This is a genomic window from Friedmanniella luteola, from assembly GCF_900105065.1.
In the GTDB taxonomy this organism is placed as follows: domain Bacteria; phylum Actinomycetota; class Actinomycetes; order Propionibacteriales; family Propionibacteriaceae; genus Microlunatus; species Microlunatus luteolus.
Window position 1 is genome coordinate 2,970,487 of record NZ_LT629749.1, and the last position, 18,152, is coordinate 2,988,638.

12 protein-coding genes and 1 pseudogene are annotated in these 18,152 nt (G+C 71.4%); 2 read left to right on the top strand and 11 right to left on the bottom strand.

All coding sequences use genetic code 11. From position 1 onward, the window contains the following. Positions 1-347: 347 nt before the first annotated feature. Positions 348-5,945: a MobF family relaxase gene (mobF, locus tag BLT72_RS13975; protein ID WP_091413605.1), complete on the top strand. Its 5,598-nt coding sequence runs from the start codon at positions 348-350 to the stop codon at positions 5,943-5,945. A 220-nt stretch (positions 5,946-6,165) separates the two neighbouring features. On the opposite strand, the pseudogene BLT72_RS23110 reads toward mobF, so the two are convergent. The 4 genes and pseudogenes from BLT72_RS23110 to BLT72_RS13995 all read right to left on the bottom strand — a co-directional run. After that, positions 6,166-6,393, bottom strand: a pseudogene (locus tag BLT72_RS23110) (WhiB family transcriptional regulator); the annotation flags it as partial. 575 nt (positions 6,394-6,968) lie between these two features. Then, positions 6,969-7,565, bottom strand: coding sequence for a hypothetical protein (locus BLT72_RS13985; RefSeq protein ID WP_157720501.1), 597 nt, complete (start codon positions 7,563-7,565; stop codon positions 6,969-6,971). Continuing rightward, positions 7,562-9,025, bottom strand: coding sequence for a type IV secretory system conjugative DNA transfer family protein (locus BLT72_RS13990; RefSeq protein WP_091417471.1), 1,464 nt, complete (start codon positions 9,023-9,025; stop codon positions 7,562-7,564). The genes BLT72_RS13985 and BLT72_RS13990 overlap by 4 nt, the downstream gene beginning before the upstream one ends. A 34-nt stretch (positions 9,026-9,059) precedes the next feature. Continuing rightward, positions 9,060-9,455 carry a hypothetical protein gene (locus tag BLT72_RS13995; RefSeq protein WP_157720502.1) on the bottom strand — a complete coding sequence of 132 codons (396 nt, stop codon included), beginning with the start codon at positions 9,453-9,455 and terminating at the stop codon, positions 9,060-9,062. A 297-nt stretch (positions 9,456-9,752) separates the two neighbouring features. On the opposite strand from BLT72_RS13995, the gene BLT72_RS14000 reads away from it, so the two are divergent. Further along, the gene (locus BLT72_RS14000; RefSeq protein ID WP_091413612.1) at positions 9,753-10,187 is read left to right on the top strand and encodes a GNAT family N-acetyltransferase; all 435 of its coding nucleotides are present in this window, start codon (positions 9,753-9,755) and stop codon (positions 10,185-10,187) included. A gap of 124 nt (positions 10,188-10,311) precedes the next feature. Here the strand turns inward: BLT72_RS14000 and BLT72_RS14005 are convergent, their stop codons facing one another. The 7 genes from BLT72_RS14005 to BLT72_RS14035 all read right to left on the bottom strand — a co-directional run bounded on the left by BLT72_RS14005 (position 10,312) and on the right by BLT72_RS14035 (position 18,150). Continuing rightward, the gene (locus BLT72_RS14005; protein ID WP_091413614.1) at positions 10,312-11,469 is read right to left on the bottom strand and encodes a lytic murein transglycosylase; all 1,158 of its coding nucleotides are present in this window, start codon (positions 11,467-11,469) and stop codon (positions 10,312-10,314) included. 27 nt (positions 11,470-11,496) lie between these two features. Further along, entirely contained in the window at positions 11,497-12,813 is a 1,317-nt protein-coding gene (locus BLT72_RS14010) for an ATP-binding protein (RefSeq protein WP_231930059.1), read from the bottom strand. A 248-nt stretch (positions 12,814-13,061) separates the two neighbouring features. After that, positions 13,062-14,573 (bottom strand): SCO6880 family protein, encoded by a 1,512-nt coding sequence (locus tag BLT72_RS14015; protein WP_231930060.1) that lies wholly within the window; start codon positions 14,571-14,573, stop codon positions 13,062-13,064. A gap of 100 nt (positions 14,574-14,673) precedes the next feature. Then, complete coding sequence (locus tag BLT72_RS14020; protein ID WP_091413617.1) at positions 14,674-16,152, bottom strand: hypothetical protein; 1,479 nt, start codon at positions 16,150-16,152, stop codon at positions 14,674-14,676. An 11-nt stretch (positions 16,153-16,163) separates the two neighbouring features. After that, positions 16,164-17,042, bottom strand: a complete 879-nt coding sequence (locus tag BLT72_RS14025; protein WP_172826077.1) for a hypothetical protein — start codon at positions 17,040-17,042, stop codon at positions 16,164-16,166. After that, the gene (locus BLT72_RS14030; protein WP_091413620.1) at positions 17,039-17,368 is read right to left on the bottom strand and encodes a hypothetical protein; all 330 of its coding nucleotides are present in this window, start codon (positions 17,366-17,368) and stop codon (positions 17,039-17,041) included. The genes BLT72_RS14025 and BLT72_RS14030 overlap by 4 nt, the downstream gene beginning before the upstream one ends. Then, a complete protein-coding gene (locus BLT72_RS14035; RefSeq protein ID WP_157720503.1) occupies positions 17,365-18,150 on the bottom strand; it encodes a hypothetical protein in 786 nt (261 codons plus the stop codon). The genes BLT72_RS14030 and BLT72_RS14035 overlap by 4 nt, the downstream gene beginning before the upstream one ends. Positions 18,151-18,152: the final 2 nt, after the last annotated feature.

Here is an 18,152-nt window from a genome sequence, read left to right on the forward strand (position 1 = left end):
TCCTCGGCGGAGTGATCGAGAAGCCACGCCCCGAAAGCGGGGGGGTCGACCCGGCTGGGGGTCGGCCTACCCCCCGACTGAAGGAATCGAGCTGCACCGCTGGGCCGACCACGAATCAGCAACCGCCGAGGCCACCGCAGCTGGCATCCAGCGCACGGGTTGCAGCCGGTCTGCCTCGACCCGGACCTGCTCGACGACCTATCCACCAGCGTCCTCGACGCTAAGGGCGACCGGGCTTCGAGGGGGTACGACCCGAGGATCGCAGTGCCACACACCTCTTGCATGCCGGAAAGTACCCCCGGGCTGAGCTGATCGCCCAGCCGCGGCCGCCGCCTTCGGTAGGCGTGATGAGCATCCACAAGTTGACGGCGGGGTCGGGATATGACTACCTGACCCGGCAGGTCGCCGCCCTGGATGCCACCGACAAGGGCCACACCGGGTTGGCTCAGTATTACAGCCAGCGCGGTGAGCAGCCCGGTGTCTGGGTGGGCGCCGGGATGGCCGGCATCGACGGCCTGGCTGTCGGTGATCCGGTGACGGCGGAGCAGATGCAGGCCCTGTTCGGCCACGGCCTGCACCCCCTCGCCGACCAGAACCGGGAACGGTTGGCCGGTCCGGACCTGACCGAGGCTGACTACCGGGCGGTGACCCGGCTGGGAGCACCCTTCAGGATCTACAGCCCCGACGTCAGCCCGTTCCGGCGGGAGGTCGCCGCCCGCATCGCCGCGGTGAACAAAACGGCGGGGCTGCCCGGGGACTGGCCGGTCCCGTTGCCCGAGCGGGCGCGGGTGCGGACGGAGGTGGCGACCGAGTTCTTCCGGCGCGAGCACGGCCGGAACCCGGCCGGGCCGCGGGAGCTCGCCGGGACGATCGCGGAGCTGTCGCGGCCGCAGACGACCGCGGTCGCCGGGTTCGACTTGACGTTCTCCCCGGTGAAGTCGGTGTCGACGCTGTGGGCGGTCGCCGACCGGCCGGTGGCGGCGCTGGTTGAGGAGGCGCATCGGGCGGCAGTGGCGGATGCGCTCCGGTTCCTGGAATCGCACGCGCTGTTCACGCGGGAGGGGACGAACGGGGTACGTCAGGTGAACGTCCGCGGCCTGGTGGCGGCGGCGTTCACCCACCGCGACAGCCGGGCCGGCGACCCGGACCTGCACACCCATGTCGCAGTCGCCAACAAGGTGCAAACCCTCGACGGACGCTGGCTGGCCGTCGACGGCCGGATCCTGTTCAAGGCGACCGTGGTGGCGTCGGAGACCTACAACACCGCCCTCGAACACCACCTCACCACCCTGGTGGGCGTCCGCTTCGCCGAACGACCCAACTCGGACCCGCGGAAACGGCCGGTCCGCGAGATCGTCGGCGTCGACCCGACACTCAACAACCGGTGGTCGGCGCGCCGGCAGGCCATCGAATCCCGCCAGGCCGAGCTCGCCGCCGCCTTCCAGCACGCGCAGGGCCGGCCGCCGACGTCGGTTGAAGCCGTCCAGCTCGCGCAGCGGGCCACCTTGGAGACTCGCGACAACAAACACGAACCCCGGAGCCTCGCCGACCAACGCGCCACCTGGCGAGCACAAGCGCTCCAGGTGCTCGGCGGCCCCCGCCAACTACACGGCATGCTCACCAACACCCTGAACCCGCCCAGCAGGCCATCGGTCCAGACCGACGCCGAGTGGGTGGAGCGGACGGCTCGGGCCGTGGTGGCGACGGTGGAGGGGCAGCGTGCGACGTGGCAGGTGTGGCACCTCCGCGCCGAGGCACACCGCCGTCTCCGCAGCACCGACACCGCCGGACCCGAGATTGAGCGACTCGTCGACCGGATCGTGCAGCACTCGCTCACCGGCTCTGTTCGGGTGGACCGACCGGGCGATGGGGTCGTGGAGCCGCGGGAGCTGCGCCGCGTCGACGGCGCCTCCGTGTACACAGTCGCGGGATCCGCCTTGTATACGTCGTACCGGATCCTTGCCGCGGAGCAGCGGCTGGTTGCGATCGCCGGCCATACCGACCACCGCCGGCTCGACCCGGCCCTTGTCGAACAGGCGATCGCCGCGTCCACGGCCGACGGTGTTGCCCTGGATGACGGGCAGGCCGGGCTGGTGCGGGCCATGGCCAGCTCGGGTTGTCGGCTGCAGCTGGCGATCGCGCCGGCCGGGGCTGGGAAGACCACCGCGCTGGCCGCGCTCACCCGGGCGTGGACCGCCGACGGCGGGCAGGTGGTCGGGCTCGCGCCGTCCGCGGCCGCCGCCGGCCAGCTCCGAGGCCACACCGGCGCCCCGACCGACACCCTCGCCAAGCTCACCTGGGCCATCGACCACCACACCGACCTCCCCGACTGGGCAACCCGGATCGGGCCACGCACGTTGGTGCTGGTCGACGAGGCCGGGATGGCCGACACCCTTTCTCTCGACACCGCGGTCGCGTTCGTCACCGGCCGGGGTGGCAGTGTCCGGCTGGTCGGGGACGACCAGCAGCTCGCCGCGATCGGCGCCGGCGGCGTCCTCCGCGACATCGCCACCACCCACGGCGCCATCCGACTGCACCAGCTACACCGCTTCACCGACCCCGCCGAAGCCGCCGCCAGCCTCGCCCTCCGCGACGGCCGACCCGAAGCCCTCGGCTTCTACCTCGACCAGCACCGCGTCCACGTCGGCGACCAAACCACCATGACCGACCAAGTCTTCACCGCCTGGCAGACCGACCGAAGCAAAGGCCTGGACGCGGTCATGCTCGCCCCCACCCGCGACCTCGTCGCCGACCTCAACAGCCGGGCCCGCACCCACCGACTCGCAACCACGCAAGACACCCCGCCCACCCGGGAGGTGGTGCTGGCGGACGGCAACCAGGCCTCGGCCGGCGACCTGGTGCTGACGCGCAGCAACGACCGCCGGCTACGCGTCACCGCCACAGACTGGGTGAAGAACGGCGACCGGTGGACCGTCCTGAACCTTCCCCCGACCGGCGGGCTCACCGTCCAGCACACCCAGACCCACCGCACCGTCACGCTCCCCCGCGACTACGTGCAGACCGCAGTTGAGCTCGGCTACGCCACCACAGTCCACGCTGCACAAGGGGTCACCGCCGACACCACGCATGGACTTGCCGACGGACGGGAGTCCCGGCAGCAGCTGTACACGATGCTCACCCGCGGCCGCACCGCCAATCACCTCTACCTGCCCGTCGTCGGCGACGGCGACCCCCACACCGTCATCCGCCCCGGGACCACCCACCCGCTCACCCCGACGGATATGCTCGAGCAGATCCTGGCCCGCGACGCCGCCCCCCTGTCCGCGACCACCCTTCGCCGTGTCGACTCCGAGCCGATGAGCCGGCTCGGGGACGCCTGCGACCGCTACCGCGACGCCCTCCACGTCGCCGCCGAACATCTCGCCGGACCAGACACCCTCACCGCCCTCCACCACATCGCCGAGACCCTCTCGCCCGGCCTCACCGACGAACCCGCCTGGCCAACCCTCCAAGCCCACCTCCTCCTGCACGCCGCCGACGGCGACAACCTCACCGAACTGCTCACCGCCGTCGCTGGACAACGCGAATTGGGCAGTGCGCTCGACCGGGCGGCGGTCCTCGACGACCGACTGGACGACCGGCCACTTCGTACCCCCGGGCCGCTTCCCTGGCTACCCGGCATCCCCGACCAGCTCGCCGCGCACCCCCAATGGGGGAACTACCTCACCCGCCGAGCCGCCCTCGTCACCCAGCTCGCGGACCAGGTACGGATCAGCACGGAACCGGACCGCACCACTCCTGGGATCACTACGCCGTCGTGGGCGGAACAGCAGCCCGGTCGGCTCGCACCCGAGCTCGTGCTCGCGGTGCAGGTGTGGCGGGCCGCCACCCACGTCGACCCCGACGATCGACGCCCCACCGGGCCCCGCGGACAGGACCGAGTTGGCCGGGCCTGGCAGGACGAGCTCAACCGGCGGCTCGCTGGCGACACCCCCGCCGTTAAGGAATGGGCGCCGCTGCTCACCCAACTGCACCCATCACTCGCTGGTGACCCGTTCACCGGTGTGCTAGCCGGCCGGCTCGCCGCCCTCAACCGCACCGGCACACCCGCCGTTCAACTCCTGCGGCAGGCTGCAGCCGGTAGCGCGCTACCCGACGACCATGCCGCGGCCGCCCTCTGGTGGCGCATTACTCGCCACCTCACTCCAGCCACCAAGGCCCCCGCCTACCCGCAATCGAGCGAAGGCTGGGCGGAACGTCTCGCCGGCCATGTCGGCGCCACCCGCGCAGCCGGGCTGCAATGCAGCCCGTGGTGGCCTGCCCTCAGCAACACCATTGACCGGGGCCTCCACCGCGGCTGGACCCTCCACGACCTCCTTCCACCCCAACGGCTAGGCACCGGCCTCCCCGGCGAGCCCGAAGCTCTGACGCTGCTACGACGGGCCACCACCCTCACCACCCCGCCGCCGCCGCCGACCGAAGAGAATCCTCCGACCCCTCAGGACCTGCCGCCCGCCGACCTCTGGGACGGCTTCGACGCTGCCAGCGGCCACAGGCTTCCTGGCTCCGCCTCGACCACCGACACTCGCCGCCCTGATGCACCGGCCGAGCCAGCGGCAGCCACCAGCAACGCCGACTACCTAGACGCCGACCTCGCCGTCGCGGCGATGGTCCGCGACACCCTGGGACCACTGCCACCCAGCGCGGCCGACCACGAACGCGCCTACCAACGTGCCTTAGCGTGGGACCACTCCCCTGTTACGCGGGAGCGGCTGGTCGCAGTCAACGATCTCGCCTGCCAGTTCTACCAATCCCAGCTACCCGGCAGCTGGGGCCAGGCCTACCTCACCGAACGGCTCCGCACCGACCTGACCGGCCACCCCGACTACCGACCCGGCCACGCCCCCGCCGCCTGGACCGCCCTCACCACCCATCTCAGACGCCACGGCGTCACCGACGACGAGCTCACCGCCGCCGGGCTAGTCACCATCGCCAGCACCGGCCAACTGATCGACCGCTTCCGCGACCGCGCCCTCCTCCCCATCACCGCCGACGGGGAAGTCCTCGGGTTCGTCGGCCGCCGCCACCCCGACCGCGACAACGCCGGGCCGAAGTACCTCAACACCCCCACCACACCGCTGTTCCACAAGGGCGACCAGCTCTACGGAGCTCTCGACCAGCCACTCCACGACGGCGCGGTCCCGGTGCTCGTCGAAGGACCCCTCGACGCTATCGCCGTCACGCTCGCCACTAATTCCCGCTGCATCGGCGTCGCGCCCCTCGGCACCGCCCTCACCCACGAACAGGCTGCCCAACTTGCCACCTACGGAGCCGATCCTGTCGTGGCCACCGACAACGATGCCGCCGGCCGCACCGCCGCCGGACGGGCTTACTGGCTGCTCACTGCCCACAACCTCGACCCTGGACACGCACAGCTGCCCGCGAACTCCGACCCCGCTCAGCTCCTCGCCGAAAGGGGCCCGACCGCCCTCGGATCAGCTCTGCTGCGTGCACAGCCGCTCGGCGACACCATGATCAACGTCCGACTCGCGCACCTCACCGGCTCCGAAGCAGCCGCCGAGCTCGCCCAAATCATCGCCGCCCGACCCGCCCAAGAGTGGGAGCCCGCCGTCCGCAGTGCAGCAGCTCGGTCCGGCTTGCCGGTCGACCACCTCTCGCGCCAGCTACTGTCCGCGGCTCGAGCCCGAAACGTGGACCCCCTCGCAGCCTCCGAAGCTGCTCTGCAAACCCTGCGCCACAGCAGCGCCAGGCCCGCCGCCTCGAACGGCCAGGACCAGCGACAAGTCGGCGCCAAACTGAGCGCGCCGACCGGTGCCAGCGCTCGTCCATCGGCCGCGCGGTTCAGGGCTGCCAACTCCACTCGAAACCGTGCCTCCTCCGGGAGCGGCACCAGGACAACCCGCATGCCGGCGCCCCGGCCCGGGACGCAACCACCGCCGCCACCGACCATGGGCCGCGTCTGATATACCGTCAGCCGACCCATGCGAGGAGCGGATGACCCCGGCCACGAAGCGACCCAGCCAGGCTGCAAGTTCAACAGCCGCTAGACCGGGTGCTGCTCTACCTCCGAGCGCGCCGCACTATCCGATCGGGTTCGATGCAGCTCGGACGCCACAGCCGTCGCTGGTGATACGTGACCGTGCGGGCTACCGGAGCCTCGAAGGTTAGGCGGACCGCCGGCTCCTACCGTGACTGCCGCCTTCTGAGGCTGCGCCTCTCGTCCTCGGTGAGTCCGCCCCAGACGCCGTGGTCGACGCCTGACTCCAAGGCCCACTGGAGGCACGGGTCCTTGGCCGGGCAGCCACGACAGACCTTGCGGGCTTCCTCCACCTGCCGCATCGCCGGACCGGTTGATCCGATGGGGAAGAAGAGCTCCGGGTCCTCGTAACGGCACGCGGCTTGGTCGTGCCAAGTCGCGCCATCATGCGCCGAAGCGAGCCGCGGGGCCTTCGGCTCGCCAAGGCCACCCGACCTCTGGCCTGGCAGCCGGGCGCGGGCCGATTCGGCATTCGCAGTGGAGCTAGGTGCTGTGGTCACGGGGGAACCTCCCTGGCAGCTGGGGACGGCATGGAGGAGGTCATGGCCCGCCCATGGCAGGTAACGGCGAACCCCGATGCCCGCCTAGTGAAGGGTGCGCTACCCACCCCGAAGAAGGCTGAACCCCGAAACAACCGATCGCGCTGCCTCTTGGCGTCCCTGACCCTTGCCCCTACGTCTGGTGCTGCATCGGATCAGACATCCGACGCTGGCTTCCGGACAAGGCCAAAGGTTGGGTGGTGTCACGTTCGTCTCACAACTGTTCTTCCGTCGCCTCGGGGCTGGAGATGGCCACTGATCCCGGTCGTGAACCGTCGACGACAGCGGCATGTTCACTGACCGGCGCTGGAGACACCACGTGGGTAAACTCCGCGCGCTCCAATGGGCGGCGGGTAGCCCTCAAGGGGGCCCGGGGCCTCATCGGTGACTCCAGGCCTGTGAGGTTCAGGTCAGAGCCGCCCGCCTGTGGCAGTCTGCGGGAAGGTCCAGGTGCTGGTGTCGCTTTCGAACCGGCCCTGCCGCTCGGCACGGCTTGATTCGGCTTGGTAGCGGCTGTGGCGGCCTTGGGCAGGCCAGGGTTGGTGGCTGTCGGCGCAGTGTTCGCGTAGCTGGTTGTTCATGCGGTCGGTGAAGGCGGGCAGGGTGTAGCGGTGCCAGTCCTCGAGGAGGTCGCTGGTGAGGGCTTGGCCGGCGTGGTGGCGTTGGTCGGCGAGAACGGCGATCTGGTGAACCAGGTGGGGGTGGTGGGGCCAGCAGGCGGGGATAGTCGCGTGGGCGTCCCACACCTGTTGATGGTTGTGCCAGCTGACGACGGCGTCGAGCCATGCCCAGAGTTCGAGCCGTAGGTCGCGGTCGGTGCAGCGGGCGGGGTCCCAGGGGCGGGGCAGGTCGTCGAGGCCGCTGAAGGTGGACAGCCGCTGGAGGCTGCTGTTGGCGGCCACTTCGAGGTCTTGGTAGGCGTCCTGGATGAGCCGGCCGGGCCGAGGAAACGGCAGCACCATCGGCGTCGAATCCCGCGGTCGGGTGCCGGGCGGCTGCATGCTCATCGGAGGAGGTCAGTCGGGTTGGGCGTGAGTCCGTGCCGTTGCGCTTCCAGCAGGGCATCCTCCGCGAGCGCCTCGGGGGCACGGTTTCGGGTCTGTCGGTCGACCAGTTGGTGACGGAGGCGATGTTGGTGGTCGAGGAGTGTGCGTCCGTGTCGGCCGTCGATGCAGCGGGTGAGGCGGGCGATGATCGGTCGGCCGTTCTCGGCGACGACGAGGGCTTGGCGTTCGGGGAGCTGGCGGATGTCCTCTGGTCGGAGGATGGCGATGTCGTCGCCGGAGGTGGTGCGGCCGCCGGTCCGTCCGGTCTGCCAACTGGTGCGAGGAACCCGGGTTTGGCCGATCAGGTCGGAGATCTCCTGGTTAAAGCCGACGTCTTTGGAGCCGCCGAAGACGACGAGCACGTTGGTAAGGCCGACCAGCGCCCGGGCTTCGTGTTCGCCGAAGATCGCGGCGAGCTGCCGCCAGGTCTGGGAGGCGTAGATGAAGGAGACGCCGAGGGCGCGTTCGTTGGCCATCCGAGTCCGCAAGGTGGGCAGAGGCGCGGTGGACGGTAGTTCGTCGAGGCAGGCGAACAGGGGTGGGCAGAGCCGCCCCCATGGTGAGGTGTTGGCCAGCTGGAGAGCGGTGTCGAGGATGTGTTCGGTGACGGCGGTCATCAGCGGGGACGCCGACGCGTAGGGGTCGTCGCGGCCAAGCAGGTAGATGGTTCCGCCGCGGCGGAGCAGGTCGGCGATGTCAGTGGCCGGCCTACCGGGCGTGGGGGTGCAGCGGCGGCGGGTGTCGGCTTGGAAGAACAGGTCGAGCGCCTGCTGCACGGTGGTGGTGGTGTTGCCGGCGGTGCGCGGGTCGCCGTTCAGGGCCCCGTTGAGCAGGCCGTGCCAGAACGGTGCGGCGTGGGGGTGTTCGCGGAGGATCTCGGCGGGGTCGGTGGCGGCGGTGGGGTGCGCGACCCAGCGGAGCACGTGGTCGAGGGTGCGGCCGGTCAGGGCGGCGGCGTGGAAGTAGGCCTGGATGACTTTGGCGGCTTCGCCGGCGTAGAAGCGGGCGGCGTCGTCGCCGTGGCCGCCGGCGACGGAGCTGCGGATGGTGCCGGCGGTGAACGCCTTCGCCCGCCTTTCCGCGACAATCGGGTCGACGCAGCCGGAGACCGGGTCCCACACCAGCTCCGGCAGCCCGGGCGCCAGCCCGAACGGGTCGAGCACCACACACGGCCGGCCGGCAGTTGCACGGTTGGTCCAGCTGAGGAGGAGGTCGTCGACCTTGGTCAGGGTGACCAGCGCCGGGCCGGGTGCGCCGAGCAGGGCTGGGGTGAGCAGGTCGAGGGTCTTGCCGCTGCCCTGGGGTCCGATCACCCCGGCGGTCCGGTCGAACGGCACCCACAGCTCCCCACCCCGCGGCTCCTGCCCGCGGCCGAGCCGCCACCCCACCTGGCTCGGGTCGAACGCTCTCCCCCGACGCACTTCCAGATTCGACTTGGCTGAGAGGTTCTGCGGGTCAGCCACGGCGTCTCCTGGTTGGGTACAGGTCGGGGCGGATGATGGGGGCGTTGCGGCGGAGCCGGGTGCGGCCGAGGAGCTGCTTGGCTTCAGACCGGCTTGCCATGCCCCGCATCCGTCCCGGCCCCCACCGGCCCAGCCCGACCTTGAGCACCACCGAAACGGCGGTGAGAACCATCAGCTCCACCACCACGATCAAGGTCAGGACAGTGTCGGCGGTGGCCAACGGGGCGGTGGTCGCGGGGAGGCCGGCGGCGGCGTCGCCGGTGAGGAGGCCGGGCAGACTGGTGAAGAGGTCGGCCCGGTCGGGGAAGGCCCAGCCGGCACCGGCGATGCGGTTGGCGACCGCCCGGCCCAGGTGCGCCGCCAGCGCGGCGATCAGCAGAACCGCCACGACGACACCGAGGGGCAGCTCCCACGTCCACGGGTAGGGGTCACGGCGACGCGCCTGTTGGCTGGAGGTTCCGCTCACAGCACCCTGAAGGCGACAGCACAGGCTCCGGCGGTCACCCGGCAGGTCGTGTGTTTCAGAGGTTGGCGACCCCTCAGATCTCAAGATGTAATGGTGCGTGCCTGCGGCGCAGCTGAAGCGGCCGACATCGCGCGGACCAGGCGACCCGGCCTCCCCCAGTCGACCCGGAATGCACTGCGGAACGGCGCCGTTGACACAGCCCTGATCTAGCCTCGCACCGTGACCCTTGAACAGGTCGGCGCCGGGAACTGGCGGGCATGCCTAGCTCTTGAGGTGGATGAGTCGCAGCGGCGCATTGTTGCGCCGGTGGCCTACTACCTGGCTTTGTGTGCCTACGGGGAAAGTCCGTGGGGACCCCTCGCCGTCCGGGACGGGGCGGAGGTGGTCGGTTTCGTGATGTGGGGCATCGATCCGGAAGACGAGAGCTTTTGGATCGGGGGACTGCTCATCGACCGCCGACATCAGCGACGCGGTTGCGGTCGATCGGTAGTTGCTCAACTGCTCGAGCGGGCTGCCGCTGAAGGGCATCGAGAGGCGGGCCTGAGCTACGACCAGCAGAACACCGTGGCTCGGTCGCTCTACGCGAGCATGGGCTTCGTGGAGACGGGCGAACTCGCGGATGACGAGATCGTAGCCCGCAAGCAGCTGAAATAGCGCTCGGGGGCCGGCCCTGCAACAGGGCCATCTGCCGGTCACCGAAGAGGCGGTGAATCTCCGGGCGCTCCGGTCGATTGCAGTCGGGAAGGCGGTGCCGTGGCTCCGGACGGTCACCGCACGATCAGGATCCTGAGGTGAGGTTGGCGGCGCGCCAGATCTCGAAGATGTGGTGGGACGGGCCGTCGGCGTAGCTGAAGTGGCCGATGCCGTCGCGGGTGCTGCGGGCTTCGATGGTGGTCTTGGTGGCGGGGTTCCAGACGAGCATGACGTGGCCGATCTGGTTGGATCCGAGGTAGGAGTCCCAGAAGACGAGGTCGCCGGGTTGTTCTTGGCCGAGAGGGATGCGGGTGCCGTTGCCGGCGGCGAGCCAGCTCCGTTGGGCGGCGGCGGTGCGGGGCATTCGGATGCCGGCGCGGGCGTACGCGGTCTGGGTGAGGCTGGAGCAGTCGTAAGCGCGTGGGCCGTTGGCGCCCATCACGTAGGGTCCGCCGGCGCGGCTGGTCGCGAACCTGAGCACGGCGGCGACCCGGCCGGCGGTGAGCGGCGGCACCGGCCGACCGCCGGTCGCGCGGGTGGTGGTGCCGCAGTGGTGGGGGTTCCCATAGACGGTGCCGCCGCCGTAGGCGGCGGCGTAGAAGAGGACGTCGTTGGTGTACCAGGCCGGCCGGTTGTACGCCCGCAACGCCCGCCGCACCCCGGCCGCTCCTTCGCTGACACCGGATCGGGTCAGGTAGTTCGCGGCCGAGAACACGCTGTCGGCGTCGCTGCCGATCTCCGCCCGCCCGTCCCGGTTGCCATCAACACCCATGGCGGCGAAGGTGGCGGGCAGAAACTGCATCAACCCCTGAGCCCCCGCCCAGCTCACCCGGTTGTTGCGGCCGTGGCCGGTCTCGGCCATCCCGACCCCAGCCAGCAGCGTCCACGGGATCCGGTACCTCTTGGCAGCGGCCCGGTACAGCCGCTCGATCCTGGCCGGAATGGGCAGTGGAGGGTTGTGCAGCGAGTCCTGCCGCGGCCGTCCGGGCGGCGGCAGCGGGAAACCGATGCCGCCCTCCCCCGCGCCGCGGGCCACCGACGGCGGCAGCACCGGACGCGGCGACTCGGTCGGCGGCTTCCCGGGCGGCGCCGCGCTGGTTGCGCCGGCCGCTGCTGCCCGGTCGCCGCACGAGATGGGGGCGACCGCGGCGGGGACGAGGACGGCCGCAACGGCGAGGACCATCGCCAGCGGCAGTAGGAACAGGACGGTCAGCGCGATCCCGACCCAGCCGGCAACCTTCATGCCTCTGCCCCTCCTCGTCTTTCTGGCTCAGGCGTGTTGAAGGGCGTCGTTGGTGTAGGTGAGGGCGTGCTCGAGCGGGTGGAGGATGGTCTGGACCTTGTACAGCTGGTCCCCGACTCCCCACAGGGCGCGGCCTTTGCCTTGCATCGCCCAGCCGGTGACCAGTTGTTGGGCGATCGGTCCGAGGCCGAGGAGCCGGTCGAGGTCTTCGGCGACCGCGGCGTCTTGGCCGTGCAGGACGGTGATGTCGGCCAAATGGAGTAGGTCCTTGGCGATGGCGACGGCCTGGGAGCCGGTGTCCCCGGCGGACAGCGGGTCGGAGGGTTTGTGGCCGACGGCGATCTGGATGTCGCCGGTGCTGCGGGACAGCCGCAGGTCGGCGTCGAAGCTCTTCACCGCCTCCACCCCGAGCCGCAGCTGCTTCCACGACTCGTCCCGCACCACAATCCGCACATCCCCCGGTGCGGCCGTCTCCCGGATGCCGCGGCCCCAGCTGTTCAAACACAGCAGCGCGATCCCGACCGCCTCGTCGCCGAGCGGTTCGAGCCGGGACAGGCTGAGCGACTGAATCGGGGCCTGCCAGTCCACCGCGATGGCGGTCGGGCCGTCGAACAGCCCGGCGAGAGCGCCGGAGACGAGCTGGCCGAGGGAGTCCCGCAGCAGCCGGGTCTCATCAAGGAACTGCCGCTCGGTCGCGTAACGGCAGTCCCGAACCAGCTGCGGGGTCGGGTTGTCGAGGAGCCGCCACAGCTGCGGGATGGTGGTCTCGGTCATCCGGGTGGCCGCATGGTTGTAGCCGGTCAGGTCGGCGAGGGCGGTCTGCACGACAACCTCGTCGGAGGGCCCGAACGGGACCCGATGCTCGCCAAGGCGTTGGGAACCGACCAGGCCGCGGACCAGGGTGAGCCAGCGGCCGAACACCACCGCCGCCCGCGACCGCGCCTCCCCTGCGGACAGGGTGTCCCAGCCGTCGGCGAGGGGGCCGAAGGCGAGCGGGTTGATCCGCACGTTCAGGCCGGGACCGATGGTGAACGGTTCGACTCCGAAGGCCCGGCAGAGCGGTTCGTACTCGTCCTTCGGGTCGCCGAGGATGAGGGCGCGGTAGCCGAAGTCCATCATCCGCAGCAGGAACGCCTTCACCGTCGCGGACTTCCCGCGGCCAGGTTTGCCGAACACGAACATGTTCGGGTTGGTGACCGGCACGTGGTCGTTGAGGACCCAGCCGAGCGGGTCGGCGTAGAAGGAGCCACCGGACAGCAGGTCGACACCCATCTGCGCCCCCGACGGCGGCAGGCCGGGAGCGGCTATGAACGGCCAGCACACTGGCGCCTGGTCCGAGGTCATCCGCCACGTCGACACCGGCGCCGACGCCGCCGCCCACCCCCGACCCGACCGCATCGCCCCCCGAGCGGGGAACGGATTGAACATCCGACCCTCCCGCCCCACCTCGCTGGCCGGGGGTGCGGCGGGGAGGGTGTGGCCGAAGTCCGCGAGCAGCCGGGACACCGACCGACCGGCGCCCGGCGCGTACACCCGGCGCGGATGTGCGGACTGGGAGCGGACGGACCGGGTAGACGGGGGGTGGGGGCGGGTCATCGGGTGGCTTTGCGGGTGAGGCTCACGCCGAGGGGCACGGTGGAAGCGGCGAACGCGACGTCGTGGGCCAGATCCAGCCGCAGCGGGGCGAACCCGGCCCGGCGGACGGCGGCGTCGAGCCGGCGGCCGTACTCGGCGACCCGGGCGGTCTTGGGGACGGTGACGGTGGCGACGGCGTAGGGGCGGGTCAGGCAGCTGCCGCGGGCCAGCTGCACGTCGACCCCGCGGGCTTTCGCGGTCTCGGCGCGCTGCCGGGCCCGCACCTTCATCCGCGCCCGGGCGCGCAGCTCCTCCCCGAGGTCGGCGGCCCACTCGTTGTTCGCGGTGCGGCGATCAGCCACCGACTGGGCGAGGATCGGGAACGCGACCAGCAGGCTGCGCCGCTCCCCCGCCTCCCCGGGGGTCAGCACCGGCGCCAACGCACCCAGAACCGCGCCTTTGGTGGGCAGCTGGAGGGTGACGCTGACCGAGTTCCAGGCGTCGTGGCTGTAGTGCCGGGCGACCGGGTCAGCACCGGATGGGCCGGCCAGCGCCCACGGCACGTCCGCGTTCACCCCGGAGTCTTGTGTGTGGGCGGCGAGGGCTTCGACGATCCCGGCCCGGTCACCGGGTGCGAACCCGGTCCGGCAGACCAGGGCGAGCTGCGGGGACGTCAGCCACGCGACCTGGGTCATGCCGAGACCACCGCTCAGTTGCGCCTCCACCTCCCCCATCAGCCCGTACAGCACCCGCGCCCTACCCTCCAACCGGCCGCCGGCCTCCCGCGCCGGCCGGCCCATCCGAGCCTCGGGGACCACCAGGGTGACGAACGTCTCGGTTCGCACCGACGCCCCGGTCAGGCTCTGCCGGAGGTCGTCGTTCACCCGCCGCGACAGCTCCGGTCCGCCGGGCTTGCGGTGCTTACGGACCCACAGGTCGCGTTCGGCGCCGTCGTCGGGCACCGTCCGGACAGTGAACAGCACCTCCTCGATCAGCTCGGTCCGGGCGGCTAGGTCGAGCAGTTCCGCTAGACCGTGGCCTTGACGGTCTCGATCGGCGCTGTCGGCCATCCCGATCCCGGGATGGGTGACCTGCGCGGTGACCGCCCACGTGCTGAGCGCGTGGTTCTGCGCCACCGCCACCCGGACTTGGTGGGGGCCGTGCGGTGGCCCGTCGTGGATCTGGACGGCCTGCAGCACCCCCGGCAGGTCCGCCTCCGCCAGATCTTGGGCGGCGCCGGTCGCGGCGCGGCTCCGCCACCGCGTCCACCCGGCCCGACGGCCCAGCAGGAACGCCAGGCTGGCCAGCAGCCAGCCCGTTGCCGACCGGCCGCGGACCGGCACCGCCACCACCACCAGCGTCAACACCCACACCCCTGCCCCGGCCAGCGCGGCGGTCCAGGCGCCGCGCTGCACCAACCCGAGCACCGGCAGCGCGGCCACCGCCAACAGCACCAGCTGCCAACCCTGCAAACCGAAGAACCAGCCAATCCGGTCCCGGTGGTACTCGCTGTACGTCGCCACCACCACTCACACTCCTTCGTCCTCGTGCCTTGTTCTCGTGACTCGTTGTTCCTGGGCTGGCCCGCCTTCGTCTGCTGCGCCTGAGCCTGCGGCGTGCCGGACTCTTTCAGACCGGCACGATCGGCACCGAAGCCGCTGCCCCGGCTGCGCCTTCCGCGGCCCCTGCGCCTGTTCCGCCAGCGGCCGGACCTGGTGGACGTCTTGGTGGTGAGGCCGACCCGCCGCCACCCGGTCCGCTGCCACCACGTCCAGCGGGCGACCCCTCCGACCGAGGACCTCCGCCGGCCGCTGGTGAGTCCCGATGGTCGGGCGCGCTGCCCGGCTCGTCCTGCCCCAACCCGCCATCCGTTCCGTCGTCGGCCTCGGGCCGGTCGTACTCGCTAGAGACGTCCGGATTGTTGGGGTGGTAGCTGTGATGGCCAACGCTCATCTGGTTGGTCAGGTCCGACCCGACGGCGGTGGCGGACGCCGCCGTCTGCCGTGCGGCATCAAGGCCCGCGGCCGCGAGACCAGCGGCACCGCCGCCCGCGCCAAGGGCCAAAGTGCTGGCGGCTTGGCTGAACCGGGCGTCGGTCGCCTCACCGGACGCCGCCTCCCCCGACGACCGGCCGTCACCCCCACCAGCGGCGGCGGCGACGCCGTCGCCGGCACTGCTGCCGCTGCGCCCGGACAGGAAGCCGCCGACACCGTCGGCAGAGGCGAGGCCGGCGCGCAAGGCGGCGCCGGAACTGGTGGTCGGGTCGACGAAGGCCAGCAGCTTGAACAGCGCGAGCGGGGCGAAGCAGGCGACCACGATCAGCAGCACCCCCGGCAGTGCGGTGCCGACCGCACGTTCGACGCTGTCGGCGCGGCCATAAGCCACACCGTTGGTCATCTGCACCCCCACCCCCAGCATCAACACCATCAGCACTGGGGTGAACGCTGCGGCGTGGAACCAGCGCAGGCTCTTCCAGAACCAAGTTCGGCCGGCGTCGGCGACCAGCCCGGCGGCCATCGCCGGGGTCATCGCCGCCAGCACAATCAGCGCTCCCGCCCGGGTGATCATCACCAGCAGGTGCCCGATCGCCGCCAGCCACAGCAGCAGTCCAAGCAGCCCGAGGACGGTGGCCACCGTGGCCTCGGTGACGTGCGCCACGTCCAGCTCGGTGAACGGCTGCCACGCCGCCCAGCTGTCCACCCGCAGCAGGTTGCGCATCAGGGCCCGGCTGATCCCGCCGCACGCGGCGACGACCGCGGCCCCGTAGACCAGCCAGCCGGCCCACACCACCACGAACTTCGCCGACCCAATCAGGGCGGTCGCCAAACTCTTCCCGTCACGGCGCAGCGCGGTCACACCGAGCTGGACCATCAACATGACCAACACCAGCACCCCGGCCAGCCAGAAGGTGGTCGCATAGATCGCCGCGCCGGGCCCGTCCGGAGACAGGTCCGGGGTGAGTAGGCCGTCGACGAAGCGGAGCGCCAGCCGCAGCACCCACAGCCCGGCGTTCCACAACCCCAACATGGCCGTCGTCCACGCGTCCGCCGCTACCTTGCCCGCGCTGTCAGCCAGCCACTCGAACGGTGAAGGCACCTCCGGAACCATCCCAGCGCCCTCTACCGGTCCTCGACCGGAAGATCGGACCAGACAAGCTCGGCCCAGGGGCGCCAACCCGCACGTCGGCTGGCCTCGCTGCCCGGCCACGTCGACGGCGCCACCGCCGGCGGCGCACCGGGGGCAACCATCCACCGCCCCAACTCTGCAGTTCCGTCACGGGTTCGGTCGGTGGCCGACGGCGGCCGGTCGGGGTGCCACTGCTGGCGTTCACAGTGGCCGAAGCCCATCCGCGCCTCCACGACGACGGTGGCGCGCACCTCGAGCAAGACGCAGGCCAGCACCCAGTCCGGGCCGTCCGTCCCCTTCACCAGCCCCGCCGCCGGGACCGCCGCCACCTCACCGGCTGCGCCGAGCTCCGTGCTCGCGCCGGCCGCGGTAAGGAACGCCCGCACATGCCCGGTCAGCTCCCACCCCTCCGCCGGCACCGCTCCCGGCAGCACCCACGCCTCATGGATGGCAGCTGTCCTGGGCAGCGACATCTGCTCCAGCACCCTCGCCACGAGGGCGGCGAGCTGGCCGACCGCACCCTCCGGGGTGCGCGGGAACCCCGAGGGCACCCCCGCCGGTCCCACCACCGACGCCGGCGGCACCTCGACGACCCCGGCGGTCTGCGGCACCGTCGTGGTGGGTCGGCTATCGGCGGGCCGGACCGAGGGCATCGGCTCGGCGGCGATGGCGTCACGCCTGCTCGAAGCAGTGCTGCTGCTGGTCTGCGGCGATGCTGCTGGCAGGACCTGCTGCTCGGTGAGCTCGCGGCCGACATCAGCCGGCGGTGGTCCCAGCTCCACCACCAGGACCACGGTGACGATGGCCAAGGCGAAGGCCGCCAGGAGCAACCGGCGGTGCTGACGGCGCCGCGTGATGGGTGGGGGCGTCATTGGGGCGCCGCAGCGGAAGGCTGCGGGTTTCCGCTGGTGTTGATGCAGCCGGAGGCGAGGATGGACTGGAGCATGCCGGGCAGGACCAGGTAGGCGATGGCGGCGATGAAGACGACGACGATGCTGATGACGCCGACCCGGGAGGCATGGGTCATGTTGAACAGCCGCCCGGCGACGATCGCCCCCACCGCCACGATCACCGCAACCAGGAACAGGATCCCGACCCCCCAGAGCACGTATCCGGTGATCTGGTCGACGTAGACCTGCGCGTTACCCGGCGCCACCGGACACACCTCCAATGGCACCAACCCGATGTGGGCAGTCATCGCTGATTCCCTTCGCCAGCCGCGAGAAGTGAGTGGATCTGCCGGGCGGCTTCGAGCAGCGGCGCCGGTAGCGGCGTGGAGTCCAAACCGTGCAGCGCCAGCCGCCGGTCGTGCGGAACCACGACCAGCCGGCCTGCCGCCTCGAGCCGCCGGAGACCGGCGCCCCGGCTGCCTTTCAGCGCGGTCGGCCACCTGCGGTAGGCGGGGCCGACAACCGCCGCGACCGCGACCGGACCCAGAGCCGACAGCACCACCTCCAGCTGACGCAGCCCCGGCACCGTCGCGACGGCTACCGCCACCGCCGGTGCGTCGCCACGAATTTGGTCGGTCAGCCAGCAGATTGTGTCCAGCAGCTGCTCCGTCCGCCACCCGGCGTCCAGGACGGTCAGCGCAAGCTGGTCGCCCGATGGCGGCGAGGGCACGTCCTCTGGTCGGATGACCCCGCTGCTGGTGCGCTGGATGATGACGTCGCCGCGGGTCCCCTCCGCCCAGCCTGACGGCTTGACGCCGAGCTCGGCGGTGGTGGCGGCCGCCAGACCCGACGCGGTGGACGGGCAGCATTCGACCACCCGGGCCGGCCCGTCGGCGGTGCTGGCCAGAGCCAGCGCCACCGTCGACGCGCCGCACGACCCGACACAGCCGGCCACCGTGACCACCCGCTCCCCATCCTTGGGTGTCCATAACGCCTTCCGCTGCTGGGGCGAAGCTGAGGCGTCAATCGACGATGGGATCTGGAACTGGCCGTCCGCGACCGCCTCCCAGGCGCGGCGCAGCTCCGCCACCC